15 protein-coding genes are annotated in these 24,764 nt (G+C 50.4%); 2 read left to right on the top strand and 13 right to left on the bottom strand.

The window, feature by feature from the left end; all coding sequences use genetic code 11:
* Positions 1–38: 38 nt before the first annotated feature.
* The 6 genes from LN737_RS28795 to LN737_RS28770 form a co-directional block, all read right to left on the bottom strand.
* Positions 39–2,504: an ABC transporter permease gene (locus LN737_RS28795; protein ID WP_405514387.1), complete on the bottom strand. Its 2,466-nt coding sequence runs from the start codon at positions 2,502–2,504 to the stop codon at positions 39–41.
* A gap of 96 nt (positions 2,505–2,600) precedes the next feature.
* The gene (locus tag LN737_RS28790; protein ID WP_405520563.1) at positions 2,601–5,009 is read right to left on the bottom strand and encodes an ABC transporter permease; all 2,409 of its coding nucleotides are present in this window, start codon (positions 5,007–5,009) and stop codon (positions 2,601–2,603) included.
* 193 nt (positions 5,010–5,202) lie between these two features.
* On the bottom strand, positions 5,203–5,727 hold the full coding sequence (locus LN737_RS28785; RefSeq protein WP_405514385.1) for a DinB family protein: 525 nt from the start codon (positions 5,725–5,727) through the stop codon (positions 5,203–5,205).
* Between the two features lie 52 nt (positions 5,728–5,779).
* Entirely contained in the window at positions 5,780–8,185 is a 2,406-nt protein-coding gene (locus LN737_RS28780) for an ABC transporter permease (RefSeq protein WP_405514383.1), read from the bottom strand.
* 95 nt (positions 8,186–8,280) lie between these two features.
* Positions 8,281–10,698 (bottom strand): ABC transporter permease, encoded by a 2,418-nt coding sequence (locus tag LN737_RS28775; protein ID WP_405514381.1) that lies wholly within the window; start codon positions 10,696–10,698, stop codon positions 8,281–8,283.
* A gap of 122 nt (positions 10,699–10,820) precedes the next feature.
* Positions 10,821–11,537: a DUF5020 family protein gene (locus LN737_RS28770; protein ID WP_405514379.1), complete on the bottom strand. Its 717-nt coding sequence runs from the start codon at positions 11,535–11,537 to the stop codon at positions 10,821–10,823.
* 177 nt (positions 11,538–11,714) lie between these two features.
* On the opposite strand from LN737_RS28770, the gene LN737_RS28765 reads away from it, so the two are divergent.
* Positions 11,715–12,887, top strand: a complete 1,173-nt coding sequence (locus tag LN737_RS28765; RefSeq protein ID WP_405514377.1) for a hypothetical protein — start codon at positions 11,715–11,717, stop codon at positions 12,885–12,887.
* A 7-nt stretch (positions 12,888–12,894) separates the two neighbouring features.
* Here the strand turns inward: LN737_RS28765 and LN737_RS28760 are convergent, their stop codons facing one another.
* The 5 genes from LN737_RS28760 to LN737_RS28740 all read right to left on the bottom strand — a co-directional run bounded on the left by LN737_RS28760 (position 12,895) and on the right by LN737_RS28740 (position 18,691).
* A complete protein-coding gene (locus LN737_RS28760; RefSeq protein WP_405514375.1) occupies positions 12,895–15,321 on the bottom strand; it encodes an ABC transporter permease in 2,427 nt (808 codons plus the stop codon).
* Positions 15,322–15,427: 106 nt separating this feature from the next.
* Entirely contained in the window at positions 15,428–16,537 is a 1,110-nt protein-coding gene (locus LN737_RS28755) for a DUF2911 domain-containing protein (protein ID WP_405514373.1), read from the bottom strand.
* Between the two features lie 61 nt (positions 16,538–16,598).
* Positions 16,599–16,799 (bottom strand): hypothetical protein, encoded by a 201-nt coding sequence (locus tag LN737_RS28750; RefSeq protein ID WP_405514371.1) that lies wholly within the window; start codon positions 16,797–16,799, stop codon positions 16,599–16,601.
* 216 nt (positions 16,800–17,015) lie between these two features.
* Positions 17,016–18,206, bottom strand: coding sequence for a formaldehyde dehydrogenase, glutathione-independent (fdhA, locus tag LN737_RS28745; RefSeq protein ID WP_405514369.1), 1,191 nt, complete (start codon positions 18,204–18,206; stop codon positions 17,016–17,018).
* Positions 18,207–18,286: 80 nt separating this feature from the next.
* Positions 18,287–18,691, bottom strand: a complete 405-nt coding sequence (locus LN737_RS28740; protein WP_405514367.1) for a heme-binding protein — start codon at positions 18,689–18,691, stop codon at positions 18,287–18,289.
* Between the two features lie 159 nt (positions 18,692–18,850).
* Here LN737_RS28740 and LN737_RS28735 point away from each other — a divergent pair, with 159 nt between their 5' ends.
* The gene (locus LN737_RS28735) at positions 18,851–19,795 is read left to right on the top strand and encodes a helix-turn-helix domain-containing protein (protein WP_405514365.1); all 945 of its coding nucleotides are present in this window, start codon (positions 18,851–18,853) and stop codon (positions 19,793–19,795) included.
* Between the two features lie 45 nt (positions 19,796–19,840).
* On the opposite strand, the gene LN737_RS28730 is transcribed toward LN737_RS28735, so the two are convergent.
* Both LN737_RS28730 and LN737_RS28725 read right to left on the bottom strand, forming a co-directional pair.
* A complete protein-coding gene (locus tag LN737_RS28730) occupies positions 19,841–22,246 on the bottom strand; it encodes an ABC transporter permease (protein ID WP_405514363.1) in 2,406 nt (801 codons plus the stop codon).
* 76 nt (positions 22,247–22,322) lie between these two features.
* The gene (locus LN737_RS28725; RefSeq protein WP_405514361.1) at positions 22,323–24,692 is read right to left on the bottom strand and encodes an ABC transporter permease; all 2,370 of its coding nucleotides are present in this window, start codon (positions 24,690–24,692) and stop codon (positions 22,323–22,325) included.
* Positions 24,693–24,764: the final 72 nt, after the last annotated feature.

The raw sequence follows: 24,764 nt of genomic DNA, 5'->3' as shown, positions 1-24,764 counted from the left end.
ATTGATTCTTTCTCCTTTTTCCCTTCTGCCTGTTCCTTTTATTCCGTCTTAAGCGATTTAACCGGATTCACCAATGCCGCTTTTATACTCTGGAAACTGACCGTTATGAAGGCAATCGTGATGGCCAGCACGCCTGACACGACGAAGATCCACCACGGAATGTCAATTTTGTAGGCGAAATTCTGCAACCATTTATTCATGGCCCACCAGCCTATCGGCGTAGCAATCAGAATGGCAATCACCACTAGCGCCAGGAAATCTCTGGAAAGCAACAGAACAATGTTGGTGACCGATGCACCCAGCACTTTGCGAACACCAATTTCTTTGGTCCGTTGCTGAGCCGCAAAGGCTGCCAGTCCAAACAAGCCCAGGCACGAAATCAGAATAGAAATAGCCGTGAAATAGCTCACAATACGTGAGGTTCGGGCTTCCGCTTCGTAATTTTTCTGGAAATCTTCGTTCAGGAAGGTGTACGAAAAGGGTTCATCGGGACGTAACGCTTTCCATTTTTGTTCCAGAAAACCCAATACGTTCTCCATGTTGGCTGTGTTGACATGCACGATGATGTAATTGAAATCGGGCTGTCTGTTCAGCAGAAATGTGAAGGGTTCAATGGTCTGATGCAGATTTTCGTAGTGAAAGTCCTTGAGGACGCCAATAATCTCGTAGTGGTGCGTCTCGCCCTGCCAGTCAAAGTTTAGCTTATGTCCAACGGCCTTGTTCACCGGAATCTGGAATTTCCGTAGGGTCGCTTCGTTGACAACGAGCCGGTTGGCCGTATCGCCGGGAAACTGGCGGGAAAAGATACGCCCCGTAACCAGTTTAAAACCCATCGTTTGCAGATAGTCGTAATCAACCTGATTCGTTTTGACACTCTGGCCATTCAGCGCGCTTTGCTCCGGTTTGTACAGAAGAAAATCAGTTGCATTATTAATGCCGGGATAGTACTGCGTTCCAGCCGCGCCCACCACCTGATTGTTCCGCAAAATTTCGTTCCGGTACGCCGTATAAACCGCATGAGCTTCTTTGCTGCTCAGCGAAACAGCAATCTGCTGATCCTGCGTAAAACCCAGCGACTTATTTCGCAGAAAGTGCATCTGCTCCTGAATCACGAACGTAGCGAGGACTAGTCCAACCGAAATGACAAACTGAAAGACCACCAGCCCCCGACGTAGCGCAATGGCCGACAGGTTGTTGACGAACTTTCCTTTTAGTACCTGTGCTGGATTGAACAGCGAGAGATAAAAAGCCGGATAGCTTCCGGCCAGTAAACCCGTTAGCAACGCCAGCCCAAGAAACGCCAGAACAATACGCAGGTCAAACAGCTCAGAAACGTGCAGGGCTTTGTTGGTCAACTGGTTAAATACGGGGAGCGTCAGCATGACCAGGACCAGCGCAATAATCAGCGCCAGAAACGACAGCACAATGGATTCGCCCAGAAATTGCCCGATCAGCGAACCGCGTTCGGCACCCATCACTTTCCGAACGCCCACTTCGGCCGCTCGTTTGGCGGAGCGGGCCGTGCTCAGATTCATGAAATTGATACAGGCAATCAGTAGCGTAAATAAAGCAATTGACGCCAGAATATACAGATAGGTAGTGGTATTGGTGGGCGTAACGATGGTGTTGATCTGATCGTAGAGATGCAGGTCTGGAACCGGAACCAGAAACAACTTTTTGTCGAACCCAACATTCTTTAGATCCCCACTGGCGTATTTCTCCATGAACGCCGGAAACTTCTGCTGCAATTGATTCGGATCGGTTCCGGGCCGCAGCTTCAGGTATGTGATGAACATGTTGTTGCAACAGAAATCCAGCTTGGCTTCCCGAAGGAAACCACCAACCCAACCCGCGCTAATGGGCAAAAAGAACTTCGCGTCGATGTGTGAATGGGCACTTTCGTCGCGGTAAACGCCCGTTACTTTAAACTCTTCGCTATTGCCCGACGTACCACCAATCCGAATCAGCTTGTTCAGCGCCGACGTATTGCCAAACAGCTTATGAGCTACCTCTTCCGATAGCACGATCGAGTTCCGGTCGACCAGCGCCGTACGTGGATTTCCTTCGGCAAACTGATAAGAGAACAACTCGAAAAAGGTAGAATCGACCTGGTAGCCTTTCGTTTCGAAAAACGATTTGACAGCTTTTCCGCCTTCGCGCACCTGTAAAAGTGCTTTGTCGTCAATGAGATTGATCCACAGGCGGGATACCTGCTCAATTTCCGGAAATTCCGATTTCAGCGCAAAAGCATACGGAGCCGATGCCGTCGAATTTTTTTCGCTCCCGGCACCTTTATTCCCCCGGCCAATGGTAGTTTCCTGCGCCATCAGATATAAGTTACTGGCATGTTGCTGATGCTTATCATACGACAATTCGCTACGTATGTAGAGCAGAAGCAACATGCAGCACGTCATCCCAACGGATAGCCCGAAGATATTAATTGCGGAGAATGACTTACTTCTCAGCAAATTCCGAACGGCGATTTTGAGATAGTTGGTTAGCATAAAAAGGGGAAGTAAAGGGAACAGGCAGAAGGGAAAAGGGAGAATGGGGTATGCTTATCGTTGTTCTTTCTCCCTTTTCCCTTCTGCCTGTTCCTATCATTCTGATTTAAGTGATTTTATCGGATTCGTGAGAGCGGCTTTTACGCTTTGGAAACTGACGGTTAAGAGAGCAATCAATACCGTCAGGCCACCCGCCAGCGCAAAGACCCACCAGTGAATGTCGGTCCGGTAAGCAAAATCGTTCAGCCAGCTGTGCATGGCGTACCAGGCTATTGGCGAGGCAATAACCAGGGCAACAACGACTAATTTCATGAAGTCTTTGGAGAACAGCGCCACCAGACTGGCTTCCGAAGCCCCAAGCACTTTACGGATACCAATTTCTTTGGTGCGGGCTTCGGCCATGAACATCGACAGCCCAAACAGACCCAGGCAGGAAATCAGAATGGCAATACCGGCAAAGATACTGAACAGCGTTTGCTGCGTCTGCTCGCGGGCGTAAAGCCGGGCAAAACGCTCATCCAGGAATTTATAGTCAAACGGCTGTTGGGGGAAAAACTGTTTCCAGACGGATTCTACACGCTGTACAGCTTCCGACGTATTGCCTTTGAGGGGTACAGATACCCAGTTGAGCTGACCGGGCTGAAGAATCATGGCCAGCGCGGCCATTTGCTGATGCAGCGATTCAAAATGAAAATCCTTGGTTACGCCAATAATCTGCCCCTTGGCCGGACCGTACTGAAACGGTTTGCCAATTGCCTGATCGGGTGTCCAGCCCAATTGGCGCACAGCCGTTTCGTTCAGCACAACCATAGCCGTATCAGTGGAGTAGGAACGGGAGAAGTTACGTCCAGCGGCCATGCCGATCTGGTAGGCCGGGATAAAATCGTAATCGACCTGTAGCCCCCGCAAATTGATCTTGACCGGCGCCATGGTATCGCCCTTCATGGCCATAGCTCCGTAGGAATCGAGCAGGCGCCCCGACGGAATACGCGATGAACGACCCATATCTCGCACTGCTCCGGTTTGAACCAGTTGCTGTTTCAGGGTTTCGTAATTCGTCGTTGAATCGCCCACATCGCGCAGTATCAGCATCTGATCTTTTGCATAGCCAAGCCGGTAATCCTGAATGTATTTCATCTGGTTGTACACAACTGCCGTGCTGATGATAAGCGCAATAGCAATTGCAAACTGCGTAATTACCAGCACTTGCCGTAGTTTACCGCTGCGCACCGTAGATGCTATCTGGCCTTTCAGTACGCCTAGTGGCCGGAACGAAGTCAGGAAGAACGCCGGATAACTACCCGCTACCAGACCGGTAATAAGCGTAATGCCAACCACGACGCTCAGAAAGACCGGGTCGAGCAATTGGCGGAACGACAGTTGTTTGTTCGTGAAGTCGTTCAGGGCGGGCACACTGAGCATTACCAGAAAAACAGCGATGCCAAGCGCAAATACCACCAGCAGAATCGATTCGCTCAAGAACTGCCCAATGAGCTGGTTGCGCAAGGCCCCTACAACCTTGCGCATACCAACCTCTTTGGCCCGTCCCGCCGAGCGGGCCGTGGCCAGATTCATGTAATTGATGCAGGCAATCAGCAAAATGAACAAGCCGATAGCCGAGAAAAGATAGATATACGTAATGTCGCCGGTTGGTTCGACCTCCGAATCCGTATGCGACCGCAGGTGAATGTCCGTGAGTTTTTGCAGGTTCAACACCGAAAACGATGAAGCCTGACGGCCCTCTTCGGTCGGAACGTATTTGTTCTGAAAGGCCGGAAATGCCGCTTCCATCCGTTTGGGGTCGGCACCTGGCCTCAGCAGTACATACGTATTGAACGAGTTGTTGCTCCAGTTGGTCCGTAAGCCTTCTGCCCCGTATATCCGATTGTCGTTCAGGGTTGAAAACGAAACCAGAAAACCGGGATGGAAATGCGCCTGGGTCGGTAGCGGTTCGAAGACGCCCGTGATGGTCATATCGAACTGATTGTTCATCCGAACGGTCTTGCCAATGGGGTTTTCGCTGCCAAAATATTTCTCCGCCATGGGCCGGGAGAACATAATCGAAAACGGATTGACCAGTGCCTGATCGGGATTGCCACTGACAATATCGAAACTCAGCACTTTAAACAGATTGGCTTCGGCCATGTAAATGTCCGGCTCATTGAACGAGTGTTCGCCGACACGTAACAGGCCGTTGCTCAGGTCCAGTGTCCGCACAACCTGCTCGGCTTCGGGAAAATCCTGTTTGATCAGCGGCCCGAATGGCGGGGCGGCCTGCGCCAGTTTAAGTGATGCCGTACCTTCCGACGAGAGGAAGGTACGCGTAACGCGGTACACCCGGTCGGCGTTGGCATTGTAGCGGTCGTAGCCCAGTTCGTCCTGTACGTAGAGCGCAATGAGCAGGAAGCAGGCAAGCCCAACAGCAACGCCTATAATATTGATAAAACTAAAGGTTTTGTGCTTCCGCAGATTGCGAAGGGCGATGAGCAAATAATTCCGAAGCATAGCGGCAGAGGGGCTGGGCATAGGGTTCAAGCCCCGATGTCAGTTACGCCAAATGCCGTACCAGAAAGATAATTGATTGATTATCAGTATTAAAATTTTGAGTTGGGCCACAGGAATGTCCGCAAACGGACGCTGATCGTACAGTTGCGGACATGGAATTTAACGTACCGAACGGTGCAGTAATCTGTCCGCGTTACGTCTTCAGAATTCGCAGATACTCAATCCAGGGACCAACGGCGGATTTATATTGGTACGCCATCACGCGAACGATCTGAGCAATATGGTTGAGGTCGTGTACAGCCCAGGTAGCCAGCAGTTGCGATAGTGTTACGCTGCCAAAAGCGGGATGAATCCCTGTTTTCTCAAAATCGTTTCCGCCAGGATTTTTTGAGCGCAGCCAGGCCATATTCTGTTGCCGAAGTGCCTTAAATTCATCCAGAAGCTGTGCCAATGATTTTCCGGGACTTTCGTCGAATTGAGCGAAACGGTCAAACGGCGCAAACGTTTTATCGGGCTTATCCGAAAGAATAAGTTCTGCCCTCGGTATCCAGTCTGTTTTTTCGCCATGAATGAGGTGACCAATTACGTCATACACGCTCCACGTACCGTCGCCTTCATTGACTGATGTCCAGTCGGCAGAAATACCCTGCAGCATCGTATCGAGAACGGCGGGTGTACGCTCAAGAACATCAAAGGATTTTTCCAGAGAGAAATTCATGGTATATGCTGCGAGTATGGTTTTCGGCCTGGCAAAAAGTAGTACGTCTTCATTACTCCGACCGTAGTGATCTGACCGGATTCACCAGTGCGGCCTTTATGCTCTGAAAACTAACGGTTACCAAAGCAATGCCAAGCGCCAGAATACCGGCAAGGGCGAATACCCACCAGGCAATATCAATTTTATAGGCGAAATCGGCAAGCCATTGATTCATTACGTACCACGCCAGGGGGGAGGCCAGCACAATAGCGATAAGCACCAGCTTTACAAAGTCTTTGGACAGCAGCGTTACGATATTGGCAACGGATGCGCCCAGCACTTTCCGTACCCCGATTTCTTTGGTCCGTTGTGCAACCACCAACGAAACCAGCCCATACAGCCCGAGGCAGCAAATCAGTATGGCAATGCCCGTAAACGTATTGACCAGTCGAAACACCAGGCTTTCGGTTTCGTAGAATTTTGCCAGCTGATCATCTAAATAACTGTACTCAAAAACTTCGCCGGGGTAGAGCTTTTCCCACACCTGCCGGATATGCTGAAGCGTCTGTATCGGATTTTGCCCCGATACGCGAATACCGGCCTGATTAAAAAAGGGGGAATAGGTAGCCACAAAGCAGGGCAGGATCTGATCGTGAAGAGAACGCAGGTGAAAATCTTTGATGACCCCCACAATCGGCAACGCAACGGGCGACAGGTAGTACTGCATTTTGCGCCCCAGAATCTGCTTCGGATCGAAGATGTTCATTTTTTTCAAAAGCGCTTCGTTGACCAGATATTCCCGGATGGTATCGCCCGCCGACAGGTTTCGACCGGCCACGAGCTGTAAGCCATAGGTTTTGAGGTAATCGGCGTCGGCTACTCGTTCGCGAATCGGATAGTCTTCCCATTCCGCTTTATCGTCCATTTTGAACGAGCCACCATACAGGAGTCGCGACGAAGGAGGCTGATGACTTGCACTAACCGATTTGATGTCGGGATACTGCATCAGCTCATTTTTGAATGTTTCTCTACGTTCTTTCTGCTGATTGGGCAGCGTTACGACCACTATGTTTTCTTTTTTGAAACCCAGATCCGCTTCGTGCAGGTACCGAACCTGCGTAGCTACCACGAATGCTCCAACAATCAGGGCCTGACAAACCACAAACTGTAACACAATCAGTGACTGACGGAGTGAGAAATTTCCGCGAACGTTAACGGCAAGTGTACCTTTCAGGGCTGCCCACGGACTAAAGCCTGAAAGCACTGCCGCCGGATAGCTGCCTGCCAGCCCAATGACAGCCACCAGCAGGAGCACTATAAAGCCAAGCGTTTGAGCATCCATCCGCAACGACAGATGAATAGCCAGCCACTGGTTGAAGAGTGGTAACGTTATGAGAATCAACAGGACAGACAGGGTAGTTGCCGTCAGGACAATCAGCGCCGTTTCGAGCAAAAACTGCCGGATGAGTTGTACCCGTGTGCTGCCGAGGGTTTTGCGAATGCCAACTTCCTTGCTCCGACGTAATGCCTGGGCCGTGGCCAGATTGACGAAATTGATACACGCGGTTAGTATTAGAAATAATCCGACCAGCCCCAGCGACCAGAGTAAGGAAGGTCGAATGGCACCGCCAGCGATACGTTTTACATCGAAATGAACGTCGCGTAATGGCTGAAAATGGAATTGATAATATTTGGCATCGATACCAAAGTGTTTCTTCAGCAATGCTGGCATGGCCGCTTCCATACTACCGACCGTTTCCGGATTTTTGAGCGTAACAAAGAGTCGGTCAGTGCTATTAAGGGCGCCCCAACTGCTCTGATCGAACGTAGAGTCGAGTTTGGTAAGAGTCGGCAAAGAAATAAAGAGATTGATGTCGGTATCGGTAGTTTTGGGCGGGTCAGCCAGCAGGCCGGTTACTTTGGCGTCGACCAGGTGATTTAGCGTTAATGTCTGGCCAATGGGGTCAGAATCGCCGAAATATTTCGTTGCCCACGATTCGGTCAGAACAACCGTATTCGGTTCGTTGAGGGCTGTTTTCCGATTGCCCCGGAGCCACTCATAATCCAGAATGTCAAACAGTTCTGGTTCAACCAGGGCTGTGCTTTTGTGTTCCAGAAACCGCACCGACGGATGTGAGGCAGAAGCATTGCTTTTGGGCTCAACCGTCAACTCGCGATTCATTTTCAAATAAGCGGCCTGCTCCACCTGCGGATAGTCGTTTCGCAGGGCACTGGCCATCGGCAACGGGGCTTCAGGGTAATTTTCTACGGAGCCGTCGGCCAGATGCAAATCCGTAACTACCCGAAAAATTCGGTCGTAGCGGGTGTGATGCCGATCGGTGCTGAGGTGGTATTGAATGAACAGAAAAATGAGCAGTCCGCCCGCCATGCCAACCGTCAGGCCTAATACGTTTAGAAGAGCATAAACCCGCTGCGAACGCAGGTTGCGAAGGGCGATTTTGAGGTAATTGTGTAGCATGAAGATGAGGGAATGAGGGAACAGGCAGAAGGCAGAAAGGAGAAGGTATATTATTGAATTGATTCTTTCTCCTTTCTGCCTTTTGCCTGTTCCTCCTATTCCGTTTTCAATGATTTAACCGGATTTGCCAGTGCGGCCCGTATGGCTTGGGTGCTGACTACCCCGCCTGTTAGCAACGCCAGCACAATAGCCACCAGCACAAAGGGCGACCACGACAGATCCATCTGATAGGCGAAGTGCGTCAGCCAGTCACGTAACAGATAATAGGCTATTGGCCAGGCGAATACGTTAGCAACCAGCAGAATCAGTACGAACTCCTTCATAAACAGATGGACGATTCCCAACGTACTGGCTCCGAGAACTTTCCGAATGCCAATCTCCCTGGTTCGGCGCGTTACGTTGAGCGATACCAGTCCCAGTACGCCGAGCAGTACAATCGCCAGGGCCAGTGAAGTAGCCAGCCGCGATGCTTTCTGAAGCTGAATTTCTGTCTGGTAAAGTTTCTGGAGCGTATTGTCCATAAACGAATACTCGAAAGGGGCATCCGGAAACAGCCGTGACCATTCTTTACCAATGGCCTCAACCGTTTCGTGCAGATGCCCCGGAGCCAGTTTGAATGAAAAATACCGGTATATGGGATTGGCCCGAACATGTAAAAAAATGAGCGGGTTAATGGCCTGATGCAGTGAGCCAAAATGAAAATCCTTCAGCACACCCGCTACTCGATAGGTTCGATCGCTACCCTGAAACCGGACAAACTGGCCCATTGCTTTCGCCGGACCAGTCCACCCCAGGGCTTTTACCGCTGATTCGTTCAGAACTACCCGCGTCGAATCGTAACCAGCACCATTGGCGTGGAAAAACTGGCCTTCGTTCATATGTAGCCCGTACGTTTGCGCAAACTGCTCGTCGGTGGTCATCACCGTAACCACAGCCGCGCTGCTACTATCGCGACCCTGTTGGAACAACCGACCGCTGCCGCTGCTTTTCCCGTCGGGAATTTCGAACGAAAAACTTACATCACGTACGCCTGGAACGCGGGCTAACTGATTCCGGATGCCTTCCAGGCGCTGAACACCCGCCTTCGACCAGTCGCGCGGCACCGAGGCTACTGTCATGACCTGGTCTTTCTGATAACCCAGGTCTTTACTGAAAAAATAAGCCACCTGCTTCCCAATCACCATGGCGCCAACGAACACGAAGATGGCAACTGTAAACTGAAACACGATCAACGCCCGCCGTAAACCAATTCCTTTCTGAACCGACCCGGTTAATTTGCCTTTCAGCGATTCTACAGACGGTAAGCTCGACAGCACAAACGCCGAATATCCGCCCGCCAGTAGACTGATAATCAACACCAGAGCCAGTAGTCCGGCGTAGGCCAACGGCGACCAGCTAATCAGCGACGGAATGGGACGTTCCAGTACGTCGGCAAATAAAGGTCGAAAAATCTCATGACAGACCAGCGCCAGCAGCGTAGCGCCAAAGGTCAGTAGAACGGATTCGGCTAAAAATTGCCCGATAAGCCCCTGCTTTAAGCTGCCCAGAACTTTTCGAACACCAATTTCCCGCAGCCGCGTGGCCGACATGCCAATGGTGATGTTGACAAAGTTGACCACCGCCATCAACAGAATGAATACAGCAATCACCGTCAGCGCCAGAACCATTTTTTCGACCAGACCATTCTGGGCTTTAAGGTGATACGTTTCCAGTGGGCTCAGGTAAACCGTTAAATTCTCTTTAAAACCCGGTGGAGCATAGGTTGCCAGAATTTGAGAAAGGGGTTTGGTTAGCTGGTCGGCCGTTACGCCGGGTTGCAGCTCCAGGTAATTCGGAATGTACTGATTCTGCCAGGAGTTGATACTGGCTTCAGGGGAAAAGTAGCCGACGTTCCGCATCGGAATAAAAATCTGGTCACGCACGGGAAGCAGGTCTGTCACACTGTTTCTGGGCGGGTTCTGGATAACGCCTGTTACCGTAAAGACCTGTTTGCCACCGATGGGTGTCTGTACGGTTAGCGGCTGGCGCAGTACGTTGGTTTTGCCGAAAAATTTCTGCGCCATATCGGCCGTAATCACCATTGAGTTCGGCGCCAGCAGAGCGGTTTTTGGATCGCCATACGCCATTGGGAAGCCAAACATCGACAGCAGGGTAGAGTCACCGATTTCGATACCCTCCCGGAAATGCTTCTGACCGTTTGAGATAATGGCCGTAACGCCGTAAAAGCGGTAGTAATTCGCTATCAGGTTGGGGTATATCTGCTTGAGTGTCGGCCCAATAGGCGCCAGTGTCGTGATATCCATCCCCATCGTTTCTTCTTTCCATCGGCTCTGGGCCAGATACTGCTGGCTGGCATTCCGGAGATTTTTATTGACGGCCAGTTCGCCCTGAATGTAGTTGCCAATCAGCAATAAGAACGTAATACCGACCGTCAGACCGAAGAGCGTAACCAGTGCGTAGAACCGACGATGAAGCAGATTCCGGAGGGCAATTTTGAGGTAGTTCTGAAGCATGAGAAAGCCGAGTTGTGCTGCCTGATCTATGGTGCCCCGAAGGTATTTACTGTTTTGATTACTAGGCTGTTAAAAAATGTTAAGCCTACTCAACGTAAACACATTCTACCAGTCACTACGTATTAAAACTGATTTTTCAGTGCCAGCGTGGGGTATACCTGAATTCGGTTGGCGTTCGTCAGCGTATGGTAAAACAGATTGATGCGTGAGCCAACCGAAAGGCTTTTGCCGACCTTAACCCAGCATTGAGGATCACCGAAAAAAGCTATTTTTTTGCCAGTCAGCCCGTTCGTAAAATCAGTGCCCTGGTTCCGGTTTTCGCTCCACACGACCAGGCTTCCGGCCACCATGATTTTGTAGTTGTACAACCCTTTCCCAAAGTAAAATGTAAACTGAGGATCGTGGCTTGGTCTAGGAAATGCACTAAACCGATACACCAGACTCGTGCTAAACCAGGCACCTTTCCACTGGAATGGGTAGGCCGCTCCAATCCCGAACGTATTGGTGAGGTAATAGCCATACGAAGGGGGGGCCACGCCCAAACCGCCACTGTACGTCAGGGCCAGCTGAATTTTAGGCCGCCAGTAGCGCAGATTCTTCGAGACCTGTAAAAAAAGCTGACCGACATTGTTATTTTCGCCAGAGAAGTCGGTTTGCATTTTCAACAGAAAAGAACCCGTTGAATCGTTTGATTTGAAATACTCAAAAGTCAGCGAGGCAAAATTTGTTCGATTCAGATCGGGGTCGATGGAGTTCCTGAAATCGTAATGAACCTGAAGTTGCTGAGCCTGAACAGACAGAATCGACGCAACGGCAATAAACAGCAGAGCGGTTTTCATGGACGACGAATTTTTGGGTAAAGCTTCGTCGGACAGTGAAAAACAGGCGGAATTCGGGCGGAAACGTCGCGGAATTATGATTTCATCGTCGCTGTTGCCAGTTAGTCTTGGTAATAGCTAACACTGGGTGAGAAGGACAACGTACGGGTTCAATGACCATTTATGACACAATGAAGTATGGACGAGATCGACCGGCGCGCATTTGCCGAATTAGTACAGGCGGTAGTCCAGAAATGTTTCGGTCATCCGCTGACCAGTCCGCTTTCTGAGCCGGAAAGCAAGCATGTGAGTAGTGAAATTGAAGAGAGCACAGGGCTCGTGGTAGGCTGGCGAAGTATAAAAAATTATACCGCTTTTCTGCTCAATCCCGTGCCGGGCAAGCCGGAGAATCCATCAACGGCCACCCTCGATACGCTGGCGCGTTACGTCCTGAGTGCGCCGGTTACGACGGAAGCTGAGCGCAAAAAACTGGAAGAGCATTTTCCCTACTGGTTTCGCTATCGCGAACAGGTTGGCAGACCATCGCAACTGAAGCCGGTTACAGCCAAATCCCGACCGTTTTCTGTAGGGTACGTAGTACCGGGCTTACTGCTGATGGCTATAATCGGCGGCTTTTTGTTGTTTCGGGAAAGCCGACTGGATCAGGTGCAGGAAGATTTTCACGATGTATCGGACGCCCACCTGACTCAGAACGGCTGGTTTCTTCAGGGCAAAAACGCTGATTTCTGGAGCCGTAGGACCGAGAAACCCGGACGGCTAACCCTTTTTACCCTCAAAGGCGATAACTGGCCGAAAACGGGTGAGGCTCCGCACGTGCAAAACCTGTTGCTGCGAGAAATCAAGAACGAGTGTTTCCGGACAGAAGTGCATGTCAATGACTTTATTCCAGACGGCAACTGGCAACAGGCAGGCCTTTTATTGCTGGAAGACACGCTGTTTATGGGCAAAAGCATTCGGCTGTCGCTTTCTTATAACAACTTTTTTGGCGGCTACCACAAACCGGCCGAAATCCTGATTCAGGCCATTGCTTCGTACGGCAAAGGCGACGCTAACCTGGAAGAATTCGTTCATCAGCCTTTATTTCAGATTGGTAACCGCGATGAGCGACGTATTGCGGTTACCAATCTGAAAAATGTGGCGTTCAGGATTGAAAAGCAGCATCAGAAATTCCGGGTTTTATATTCGGCCAGCCCGGTCGATAATTTCTCATTCAAGGAAATCACGACGTACGAATTCGGGATGTCGCCCAAATACATTGGCCTGTTTGCGCTAAAAGGCTTTGTCGACTCGACCGCCGTTATGCCCGTAACAGTACGGTATTTTCGACTGGATGGGCAACCCTGCGACTAGCGCCTTACTATTCCGACCGTAGCGATTTGACCGGATTCATCAGGGCGGCTTTGATGCTCTGGAAACTCACCGTTGCTAAAGCGATACCAACAGCCAGCAAACCCGCGAGGGCAAACATCCACCATTCGATGTCGATTTTATAGGCGAAGTCCTTGAGCCACTGGCTCATTACGTACCAGGCTAGGGGTGAGGCAATCAGAATGGCGATCAGAACCAGCTTCAGAAAGTCTTTCGAGAGCAGGCCAATAATGCTGGTGACGCTGGCACCCAATACTTTGCGAACACCAATTTCTTTGGTACGTTGCTCGGCCATGAATGCCGCCAGACCAAACAGGCCCAGGCAGGCGATCAGAATGGCCAGTACAGCAAAGGTCAGCGCAATGCTTCCGATACGTTGCTCTGCCCTGTACATCTCGTCGAAACTGTCGTCCATAAACTGGTAGCTAAAGGCCTGGCCGGGAGCAATCTGCCGCCATTTCGCTTCAATCTGTTTGATTAAGGCAGGAAGATCGGTGCTGCTGAGCCGGAATGAAGCGGCTCCTGAATTGGGTTCGAGAAACATCGATAAAGCACCAATGTCGCGACGGAGCGATTCGAAATGGAAATTTTTAACAACGCCAACTACCGTGTAGGTTTTACGTTCTTTCAGTTGGGCATCATTGAACCGCCAGATGCGCTTGCCAATAGGGTCTTTAAAACCAAAGACACGAACAGCCGCTTCGTTCAAAATAATACCCGCCGAGTCGGAGCCAAAATCTTTGGAAAAATCACGGCCCTTGATCACTTTCATTCCCATTGTACTGATATAATTATGATCAACGGGCCAACTCTGCATATTAACGCCTTTATTCATGTCCGACTGTCCTTCAGCGAAGAAAGCGTTATCACTGCGACTGGACGGCGTTGGTAAATAGCCAGAGATACTACCGTTTACTACACCCGGTAACCGCAGCACTTCCTGGCGGAAGGTTTCGGCTTGATTACCAACGGCGTAGATTCCATAAATATTAAGTATCTGATCGCGGTTAAACCCTAAGTTTTTGCTCTGGATATACGTAATCTGCCGGTAAACAATGATGGTGCCGACAATAAGGATAACAGACATCATAAACTGAAAAACGACCAGGCCGCTACGTAGCCCGGCACTCCGAAAGCTTACGTTGATTTTGCCTTTTAACACTGTAATGGGCTGGAAGGACGACAGAAACAGGGCCGGGTAACTTCCTGCCAGCAAGCCAACGACAATCGGTAATGAAAGTAGAAACGGCAGGTAATAAGGGGAGGCTAACTGACTAAGATTTAATTCTTTAGCGGCAATTTTATTGAAAGAAGACAGTGCAATGCCAACAATAAACACCGCTAACAGCATCGCCAGTACGGTGGTCAATATCGATTCGGTCATGAACTGACCGATCAGTTGCTGCCGTTCAGAACCCATCACCTTGCGAACACCCACCTCTTTAGCCCGATTGGCCGAGCGGGCCGTGGCCAGATTCATAAAGTTGATGCAGGCAATCAGCAGAATAAACAGAGCTACCGCCGAGAAAATATAGACGTATTGAATATCACCGTTCGGCGCCAGTTCTATCTGCTGTTTCGAATGAAGGTGAATAGCGGTTAACGGAATAAGCCAGTACGCAATACTATTACCGGCTTTGCGAAACTGATCCATGGTTGACCCGGTAAATTTCAGGGCTTGCGGACCAACGTATTTCTCAATGACCGTATCGAAATTTTTGTCAAACGCCTGCGCATCAGTTCCCGGCTTGAACAGAATATACGTATGGTGATTATTGCTGAGCCACTGACCCCAGGTGTAATCATCGTTCAGCATACTCAGGAAGAAGTTAGTCTGGAAGTGCGCGTTCTTGGGTATGTCGCGCATCACTCCGGTCACTTTATACGTCTGGTTATCATTGAATACCATCGTCTGCCCCATTGGATTTTGATTGCCAAAGTGCCGAGTGGCAGCCGATTCGCTGATGACGACCGAGTTCGGTTCGGCCAACGCCCGTTTGGGGTCGCCCGACAGGAGCGGTAACGTAAAGACGTCGAACAGTGTTGAGTCGGCAAACATAATGTTGTCCTCACGCAGATTGGTAGGCTCGCCCGTTCGCTTTACAGACCAGGTTCCCTCCTGATGAAGACGGACAAACTGCTCAACCTGTGGATAATCTTTTTTGAGGGTTGGACCGATGGGGTCGGGCGAAACAGCGAAGTGCATGTCGTTCCCGCCAAACTTGATGTCTGACTGCAGCCGATAAATCCGATCCGCTTTTTCGTTATAGCGGTCGTAGCTTAGCTCGTCCAGCACATACAGCAGGATGAGCATACAGCAGGCCAAGCCAACGGCCAGTCCGAAGATATTAATGAACGTAAACCCCTTCTGCTTGCTGAGCGTACGCCAGGCGATTTTAAGATAGTTCGTTAGCATAAAAATAGGAGTAAAGGGAGGAGTGGGAATAAAGGGATGAAAGGGAAAGGTCACATCGGCAAGCTCTCTCGACCCTTTCTTCCCGCTATTCCCATTCCTCCCATTTTTAATTAATGACTGTCTTTCCTTCCGTAATGGCTTTCATCATTGCCTCGATATTCCCCCTGTTCAGTGCATCGGGAGCCTGAGGTAAGGCCGCCTGCAAATAGGGTAATGCTTCCTTTGGCTTGCCAATGGCGACCAGTGCCCGGCTCATACCCACGTTGGTTGTAAACTGATTGGGATTTTTATCGTAGTTGGCCTTAAAAACGGCATAGGCGTCCTGCGCGCGTTTCTGTGCCAGCAGGCTACGTCCGTACTGATGCAATTCATTGATCGTTCCCATCGGCATCGCTTCGTTCATTAAGGCCGTAGCTTCGTTGGGTTTGTTCAGGGCATTCAGGATTGCCGCTTTGGTGCTCAGCGTCTGGAAATTTTTCTGACCAACGTAGCGGGCGTTGATCGCCTGGTCGGCCCAGGTGAGTCCCTGCTTCAGATCACGGCTGGTTTCCAGACAATACGTAGCGGCCTGAACCAGCGATTGCCAGGTGAAACCGGGCTTCGAGAGCAGTTCTTTCCGAAACGAGGCCATTTGCTGACTTACTAAATCGACGCTAACCGTAAACGGAATTCGTCGTTTTTCCCACGTCAGCGCCACGGCTGCGGAGCTATCGGTCTGGTTGATAAAGGAAAAGGTCAGCAACTCTTCTGACCGGTCGAGCGATTGATTTTTCACCGATACGCGCAATACGTCCATGGCCGGATCGTAGTAATAGCTTCCCCAGGAGACCACTATTTTTGAGAAGATAACCGTGGTTTCCTGCTCACCCAGATTCATAAACAAGCCGTAGGTGCCGGCCGCCAGCGGTTTGCCTTCGACTTTCACATCATCAGAAAACGAGATGGTTGTGGTTTCGTTTGCACCCGCACGCCACGGAGCGGGTTGCCCCGGTCCGTAACCGAGGTCCTTAAAGCCGTAATGGGCTATGGGCGTTCCCCAGATTTTTCCTTCGCGACCTTTTACACCCGGCCGATCATAGTGGATCGTAACGGTTGTCAGGCCAATCTGCTCGGAGACTGACGCTTTTTTGTTGCCGCCAATGGGTGGAGTGGTGAGCTGTGCCTGACTGGTGAGTGAATGGATAATCAGACAAAGAATGATAGTAAAGTTACGCATAGCAGAAGACTTAGGGCAAGGCGCCTGGTAGAAACCGTACTCCAGATACCTTGCTCCGGGCTTATTTTAAACGTATAGAATTTACCAGTGCGTCCGTTACGTCCTTGTCCGATAAACCCTTGATTGCTACTGGACTCGAATGTTGCTGAGGGTCGTTGACGGCAGCCTCATCCGGAGAGCTGCCTGTAAAACAGAAAGCAAGAATCAGGAGCAACAGCAGCACTTTCATAAAAATGCTTAGAAAAGTAAGTTGCGCTTTCATGATTCCAGTGAGATAGTGTAGTGAAAGAGGATTGTTTTAAATCCGTTGTACCAGTATCATGCCATATATATAAAAGATTAAATATCAAACACTTATATTGGTTATCGTACAAAAAATGTCCACTATCGGACAGTTTCTGTACGACAGTGGACAGGACGCGTAATGGTAGAAATAAAGGAACAGGCACACGGAGAAAGAAGCCAGATTGCTCTCCGCCTAATTCGGAATTAAGCCGTGGGGGTCGATAACAAATTTCTTGGCAGCGCCTTTGTCGAAGTCATGATACCCTTGCGGAGCCATGTCCAGACTAATCACTTCTACGTTTACGGCTTTGGCAATCTGAATTTTTTCGTACAGAATAGCATTCATCAACTGCCGGTGATACTTCATAACAGGGCATTGCCCCGTGTAAAATGAGTGCGACTTAGCCCAGCCCAGCCCGATTCGGATGCTCAGGTTCCCTTCTTTAGCCGCTTCCGTCGACGCGCCCGGATCGCCTGTTACGTAAAGACCCGGAATGCCGATAGCCCCGCCCGCCCGCGTAACGGTCATCGCTGAGTTGAGTACGGTAGCTGGCAGTTCGGTATGGGAGTTCGCACCGTGGCCTCTGGCTTCAAAGCCTACGCAGTCAACCGCCGAATCGACTTCGGGTACACCAATGATTTCAGCTATCTGGTCGGGGAGCGGGGTTTCCTTACGTAGATCCACAACTTCGCAACCAAAGCTTTTCGCCTGTTCGAGTCGTTCGGGAATCATATCGCCGACAATCACGACCGCAGCGCCGAGCAAATGGCAGGATGCCGCACAGGCCAGCCCAACGGGGCCAGCTCCGGCTACGTAGACAATCGAACCGGGGCCAACACCGGCCGTAACAGCTCCGTGATAGCCCGTGGGGAAAATGTCGGAAAGGAGCGTTAAATCGCGAATTTTGGCCAGGGCCTGATCTTTATCCGGAAATTTGAGCAGATTGAAATCGGCGTACGGGACCATTACATATTCAGCCTGGCCGCCAACCCAGCCGCCCATATCGACGTAGCCGTAAGCTGCGCCGGGCCGCGCCGGATTCACATTCAGACAGATACCCGTTTGTCCAGCCTTGCAATTCCGGCAACGTCCGCAGGCAATATTAAAGGGAACCGACACCAGATCTCCATTTTTGATGAATTCGACATCGCGCCCGGTTTCGATAACCAGCCCCGTTATCTCATGACCCAGTACCAACCCGGCCGGGGCTGTTGTTCGCCCACGTACCATATGCTGATCGCTGCCGCAGATGTTGGTCGAAACGATTTGAAGAATAACGCCATGATGACATTGTCGGTCACCGAGAGCCAGCTTCGGATACTCAATAGACTGCACTTCAACCATGCCGGGCTTTATGTAGGCAACACCATGATTCTGACACATAATTGACTAGGGTTTAGAGATTAACAAAGAAGAATTCAGTAATCAAACACCTGTTGCGATACGGCCCTTGATATCCATAATTAACCGCCAATCGCATCCACACCAGCCTGCGCAACGGTATGGTCATTATCGACAGTGCTGCCCGAAACCCCGATTGCACCGATAATTTCACCATCGGCATTTTTGATCGGCAGCCCCCCCGGAAACGTAATCAAACCACCATTGGAATGCTCAATGTTGTAGAGCGAGCCACCTGGCTGCGATAGCTTGCCAAGCTCTCCTGTCGGCATATCGAAATACCGGGCTGTTCTGGCTTTCCGCTGTGAAATATCAATTGACCCGAGCCACGCGCCATCCATATGAACAAAGGCGATCAGATTAGCGCCCGCGTCCACTACGGCAATATTCATCAGGGTGTTGATTTCTACAGCCTTTTCTTTGGCTGCTTTGATGGCTGTTTCTGCCTGTTCTAGGGAAATACCCATACGATACGTTTTGATTATGAGGCTCCTGAGATAGAGTTGCTGGCAAAACTAAGGGATGGGGATAACGGCCGTTTGCACTATATTACCAAGAAATACTACTATTGTCCAATTCTACTTTATGGCTTTGAACAGTATTGCCAGAAACTCGCTTTTGTAGGTATGCAGACTGATAGCCAATGTGGGTGTGTGCTGACGCCCATCAATCTTTCCGACGCCAGTGAACTACACTCCCTGGTTGAACATCGGCGGGTTTTTAACCTGAATCAGTATGAACTCAATATTTTCGAGACGTACCATGCCTGTTCAGGCGTTGTGCTGTCGTACGATGGCCTAGTCATTACCAGCATGATGCGGGGTAAAAAAGTCATGTATCTTCCCGAGAAAAACGGTTTCGATTTCTTACCCGGCGAAACCGTTATTTTACCGGAAGGCGTATCGATGAAGGTCGATTTTCCGGAAGCCGACGGAAAGCATCCGGTGCAGTGCGCAACAATGGCGCTCGACTGGGACGTAGTGGCGCAAACGCTGGCTTTCCTGAATGAACAGTATCCTCGTCAAGAAGCTATCGGTGAGTGGAAACTGAATTTCAGTCAGTACCATTTTTACAACAACCGCGAGCTTGCGAATGTGATCAACAAGCTGATAAGTATCAGTATGGAGGATGATCCGGCAAAAGATGCTCTGGCCGATCTGACGCTTAAATTACTGCTGATTCGGGTCATTCAGACACAGAATATGGCCATTGTTCACAAAAGCCTGCCCGACAATAGCCGGTTTATGTCGGTGGTCGAATACATTCGCGAGCATCTGACGGAGAAGATCAGTATTGACGTATTGTGTCAGAGTGCCTGTATGAGCAAGTCCGGTTTTTTCCGTTCGTTCAAAGAGGTGTTTGGCTCATCACCGGTCGAGTACATTATCCGGGAACGTATTAATCTAGCCAAGCGGTTGCTGACCGACCCGGCCGCCACTGTATCGGAAGTGGGTTATCAGGTAGGCTTCAATAATTTGCATTATTTTTCCCGCCTTTTCAAAACGATGGAGGGTATAACGCCAACATTATACCGGCAGAATAACACTGCGAGTCCTGGAATTGGCGCATAGGGACATGAATCGGGTATTTATCCACATCCCTATGCTTTTTCCAGATTATTCCGTTTTCAGTGATTTTACCGGATTCATCAGGGCTGCCCTGATACTCTGGAAACTGACGGTCAGCAGAGCAATACCCACGGCAAGGAGTCCGGCCAGCGCGAAAACCCACCAGTCGATATCGATGCGGTAAGTGAAATCGCGCAGCCAACGGTTCATCGCGTACCAGCCAACCGGCGATGCGACGACAATAGCGATGACGACCAGTTTAAGAAAATCTTTGGAAAGCAGCCCGACAATACTGAACACTGATGCGCCAAGCACTTTCCGAACGCCAATCTCCTTGGTGCGTTGTGCCGTTGTGTAGGCCGATAAACCAAACAGGCCCAGGCAGGCCAGAAAGATGGATAAGAACGCAAAGACGCTGAAAATACGGCCAGTACGTGTTTCGGCAGCATACAGCTTATTAAATTCCTCGTCCATGAACTCGTACGAAAAGGGTCGTTCGGGAATCAGCGTGCGCCATTTGCCTTCCAGAAACTGGAGCGTAGCCGGCAACTGACTACCCGAGAGTTTGACCAGCAGAATTTCACCACCGACTTCGGGGAAGAGAATAAGCGGACCAATTTTCTGTTTCATGGAGGCAAAATGAAAATCTGCCACAACGGCCTTGATCTCACCTTTGCGGTTGCCGCCCATATCGATTTTTTGTCCGATTGCCTGCTGTGGTGTCCAGCCGAGTTCTTTTACCGCCGATTCGTTCGGAATGAAATGGTAATAGTTCAGGCTGTCGCCGTCAGATTTCATGGCCTGTTCTACGTCCGTTCGGGTTAAGTCGCGGCCCGCCACCAGCTGCAACCCCATCGTTTTGATAAAATCCTCGTCAATCTGTAAGCCTGCCACCATCTTGTACTGATCATCCGGACGATTGGCTCGACGCATTCCGTATCCCCCGTTGACAAATACCGGCGACTCCGACGCCAGCGAAACCTGCTGTACGTCTGTGTTTTGCCGAAACTCCGTTTTCAGCGTACTGATCTTTTCCTTAACCTGCTTATCGACAGGGAGCATCAGAACGTGATCTTTGCTATAACCTAGTTTTTTATGCTGGATAAACGATAACTGATTGCGAACCAGCAACGTACTGATGATAAGAAAGGCGGTAATGGCAAATTGGAAAACAATCAGCGCTTTCCGGAACTGACCTGCACCCACTGTTTTTAGATGACCTTTCAGAACACGTACCGGCTGGAACCGCGCCAATACCAAAGCAGGATAGCTGCCCGCCAGGAGGCTGACAACCAGCCCAATGCCCAGGAGCAACAGAAGATTACCGGGTTTGAGCCAGACATCGGACGTAAATTGCCGGTCGGACAGGGTATTGAACAAGGGCAAGGTAAGAATAGCCAGCAACAAGCCCAGCGCCAGCGCGATTGACGTAACAATAACCGACTCACCGATAAACTGCCCGAACAATTGCCCCTGCATAGCGCCCATTACCTTCCGCACCCCCACTTCCTGCGCTCGTTCGACAGCCCGTGAGGTAGCCAGATTGACGTAATTGACGCAGGCAATCAGCAGAATCAGCAATGCAATCGATCCGAAAATGTAGATGTAAGTCAGGTCACCATTAGGTTCGAAACTGCCTTCTACCTCCGAATGCAGATGCACGCGACGTATCGGTTCCAGGTTGTAGGTCAGGTAACTGCCTGCCGACATCTCGTCTTTGCTAAACTGTGTTTTCATGAAGGCCGGAATTTTTGCCTGTAAACGGGCAATGTCTTCCGGCTTTCGAAGAAGCAGATACGTAGCGTAGTTCGCCGAATACCATTCCTCGGTTTTGGCCGCCGGGAGCGTAGCAAAGGAGGCTAGTAAGTCGTACTTGATCTGAGAATTGGCCGGGCAATCCTCTACGATGCCCGTTACGGTGTAATCCCGAAAACTGCCGCCCGTGTTGATGCGTAGATTTTTGCCAATCGGGTTAGCGCCACCAAAATACTTCTGCGCCGTTGTTGCCGACAGCACAACCAGGTTTGGCCCAGCCAGTGCGGTTTGTGGATTTCCAGTACGTAACGGAAACGAAAACAGGGAAAAGAAAGCCGAATCAGCGAAGACAACCCGCTTCTCGCTAAACTGCCGATCCCCGTTGATGACGACGGCATCGCGGTTTATCAGCCGAACGCCCGACTCGATTTCCGGAAACTGCCGCCCAAATTCAGGCGCAACTTTAGTGCCTGTTACGGGTATTTTCGCTACGCGCCCTTCCATGCTGTACTCCATCGTAACACGCACGAGCCGGTCGGCTTTTTTCTGAAAGTCGTCGTAGCTCAGCTCGTGCGTGATGTACATAAACAGCAGCAGGCAGGAGCCGAGTCCAACCGACAGACCAACGACGTTGATACCGGAGAAAATCTTGTTTCTCCAAAGATTCCGTAAAGCGATTTTGAGATAATTTGTTAGCATGGGATGGATGGATAAGGGAACAGGCAGAAGGCAGGCAATCCAATTCCTTTTTCCTTTTCCGTTCTGCCTGTTCCTGTTATTCCGATTTCAGTGATTTAACCGGATTCATCAGGGCGGCTTTGATACTCTGAAAACTGACCGTAAGCAACGCGATGCTAATAGCCAGCAAACCCGCCAGTACGAACATCCACCACGACAGATCAATTTTATACGCGTAACTTTCCAGCCACTGTTTCATGGCGTACCAGGCCAGCGGGGAAGCGATGACAATGGCAATTACCACCAGTTTGAGGAAATCTTTGGAGAGTAAACCGACAATACTGGTGACGGAAGCGCCCAGCACTTTGCGGACACCAATCTCTTTAGTACGTTGCTCAGCCGTAAATGCAGCTAAACCAAACAGGCCCAGGCAGGCAATGAAAACAGCCAGACCCGCAAACAGGGTAGCCAGCGTCCCGACAACGGTTTCGCTTGCATAGAGCTTCTGGTAATCTGAATCGACGAAGGAATACGTAAACGGAAACGCAGGATTCATTGTCCGGCAAACGGCTTCAATACTGGCGAGCGCCTGTTTGGTCTGGCCGGGCTGCGTTTTTATGAGAATGTTGCCGTAAGCCCAATCTTCGGCCAGTCGAATAACGAGGGGGCGGATCGGTACGTGCAATGAATTGAAATGAAAATCTTTAATCAGTCCGACAATCTTACCCGGATGCGTACCAAAGGTGAGGGGCTGCCCAATCGGGTCTTTATAACTCAGCCGTTTAGCCGTTGATTCATTGATCAGATAATTGGTTGTATCTGTACTAAAATCAGGCGAAAAATCGCGGCCACGGATAAGCTTCAGTTTCATGGTTTTGATGAAATCATAGCCTACCGACGTATTGTTGAACTGAATAGCCAGCGTTGGGTCTTTGCCAACCCATTTCACGCCATCAGTCGTGTTGCCGTTACGTAGCGGATTGGTTTGCATATGCGTAACCGATTGAATACCGGGCAATTGCAGTAATTCCTGTTTGAACGTCCGGTACTTCTGGGCTATTTCGCCTTCGCCGGGAATCGTAATTAAATTCTCCCGGTCGTAGCCGAGGTTCTTCGTCTGGATAAATTGAAGCTGGCGGTAAACAACAACCGTCCCTACGATCATGAGGATAGACAGCACAAACTGAAAAACGACCAGCCCCCGCCGAAACAACTGGGCGCCTGTACTGATACGTAGCGTGCCTTTTAACACACGTATCGGATTCAGCGACGACAGGAACAGAGCCGGATAACTCCCCGACAGAACACCCGTTGCGATCCATAAAATGACCAGAAAGGCCCAGAACGCGGGTTGCGTTAATGGTAGATTCAGTTGCTTATCCGTCAGCCCATTGAAAACGGGCAGCAACAGTTTGACCAGTAAAATAGCGATACCAAGCGCCAGGGTTGTCATCAGCAAGGCTTCGCCCATAAACTGCCAGATCAGCGATAATCGCTCAGCACCTACCGCTTTGCGAACGCCCACCTCCTGCGCCCGCTTCACCGAGCGGGCCGTGGCCAGGTTCATAAAATTGATGCCGGCAATCAGGAGTAAAAAAGCCGCTACGATGATAAACAGCCTGACATATTCGATGCGCCCGCCGTCGCGGTGCCCGTTCCTGAAATTCGAGTAGAGATACGCTTCCGTTTCTGGCTGAAGAAATAACTCGATGTTGAAGGTTGCATTGATGTCTTTGTTACGTCCTTTCAGAAAAGACCGGAGTTTGGCATCGACGTTGACGGGGTCAGCATCCGGCCGGAGCTGCAGACGGGTTCCAGGACCGCCGTTTTCCCACATGTTCAGCCAGGGTTCCCGCTTCAGATACCTGGTCCAGTTGAGCAAAAAATCATACTTATCCGTTGAGTTGTACGGTAAGTCCTCAAACACAGCCGTTACCTGATAGTCGGTGTAATTGTCGAACCGAATCGCTTTTCCCAGGGCAGCCTGTGGTGTTTTGAAATACATTTCGGCCACCTTTCGGGAGATGGCCACGTTGTTCGGGGCACTGAGCGCCGTTTCCCGATTGCCAGCCAGCAGCGGCAGGCTATACATCTTGAACCAGTCGGCCCCAACGAAGCACCCCCGCTCACGTGCTAATTTGTCACCCACGCTCAGCACATGATTTTCTTCCGACGATAACCCGGCCGCATATACGATTTCGGGAAACTGTTTTTTCAGTTCATCGGCCAGAATCCCCGGCGTATCCTCATCCGTAACCACGCGTCCATCAGCGATTTCGTTCTCCATCACCCGGTACAGCAACTGGGCATTGGCATACTGCTTCCCGATGCTGAATTCATCCTGAACCCACAGCAAAATGAGCAGACTTGAGGTCATACCAAGTGCTAAGCCCAGAATGTTGATCACCGAAAAGGTTTTGTTGCGGATCATGTTCCGCCAGGCGATTTTGAAATAGTTGTGTAGCATAAGGAGGGGAAGAGGGAACAGGCAGACGGGAAAAGGAAGTAGGATTATCGTTATTCTTTCTCCCTTTTCCCG

This window comes from Spirosoma sp. KNUC1025 (assembly GCF_045160025.1).
Lineage (GTDB): Bacteria > Bacteroidota > Bacteroidia > Cytophagales > Spirosomataceae > Spirosoma.
Note: the sequence above shows the minus strand (reverse complement) of the source record. Positions and strands in the feature narration are given on the sequence as shown.

Excerpts from the sequence above, each read along its gene's own strand:
- LN737_RS28795 (WP_405514387.1), bottom strand. The coding sequence starts at position 2,504 with ATGCTAACCAACTATCTCAAAATCGCCGTTCGGAATTTGCTGAGAAGT.
- LN737_RS28790 (WP_405520563.1), bottom strand. The coding sequence starts at position 5,009 with ATGCTTCGGAATTATTTGCTCATCGCCCTTCGCAATCTGCGGAAGCAC.
- LN737_RS28785 (WP_405514385.1), bottom strand. The coding sequence starts at position 5,727 with ATGAATTTCTCTCTGGAAAAATCCTTTGATGTTCTTGAGCGTACACCC.
- LN737_RS28780 (WP_405514383.1), bottom strand. The coding sequence starts at position 8,185 with ATGCTACACAATTACCTCAAAATCGCCCTTCGCAACCTGCGTTCGCAG.
- LN737_RS28775 (WP_405514381.1), bottom strand. The coding sequence starts at position 10,698 with ATGCTTCAGAACTACCTCAAAATTGCCCTCCGGAATCTGCTTCATCGT.
- LN737_RS28770 (WP_405514379.1), bottom strand. The coding sequence starts at position 11,537 with ATGAAAACCGCTCTGCTGTTTATTGCCGTTGCGTCGATTCTGTCTGTT.
- LN737_RS28765 (WP_405514377.1), top strand. The coding sequence starts at position 11,715 with ATGGACGAGATCGACCGGCGCGCATTTGCCGAATTAGTACAGGCGGTA.
- LN737_RS28760 (WP_405514375.1), bottom strand. The coding sequence starts at position 15,321 with ATGCTAACGAACTATCTTAAAATCGCCTGGCGTACGCTCAGCAAGCAG.
- LN737_RS28755 (WP_405514373.1), bottom strand. The coding sequence starts at position 16,537 with ATGCGTAACTTTACTATCATTCTTTGTCTGATTATCCATTCACTCACC.
- LN737_RS28750 (WP_405514371.1), bottom strand. The coding sequence starts at position 16,799 with ATGAAAGCGCAACTTACTTTTCTAAGCATTTTTATGAAAGTGCTGCTG.
- fdhA (WP_405514369.1), bottom strand. The coding sequence starts at position 18,206 with ATGTGTCAGAATCATGGTGTTGCCTACATAAAGCCCGGCATGGTTGAA.
- LN737_RS28740 (WP_405514367.1), bottom strand. The coding sequence starts at position 18,691 with ATGGGTATTTCCCTAGAACAGGCAGAAACAGCCATCAAAGCAGCCAAA.
- LN737_RS28735 (WP_405514365.1), top strand. The coding sequence starts at position 18,851 with ATGCAGACTGATAGCCAATGTGGGTGTGTGCTGACGCCCATCAATCTT.
- LN737_RS28730 (WP_405514363.1), bottom strand. The coding sequence starts at position 22,246 with ATGCTAACAAATTATCTCAAAATCGCTTTACGGAATCTTTGGAGAAAC.
- LN737_RS28725 (WP_405514361.1), bottom strand. The coding sequence starts at position 24,692 with ATGCTACACAACTATTTCAAAATCGCCTGGCGGAACATGATCCGCAAC.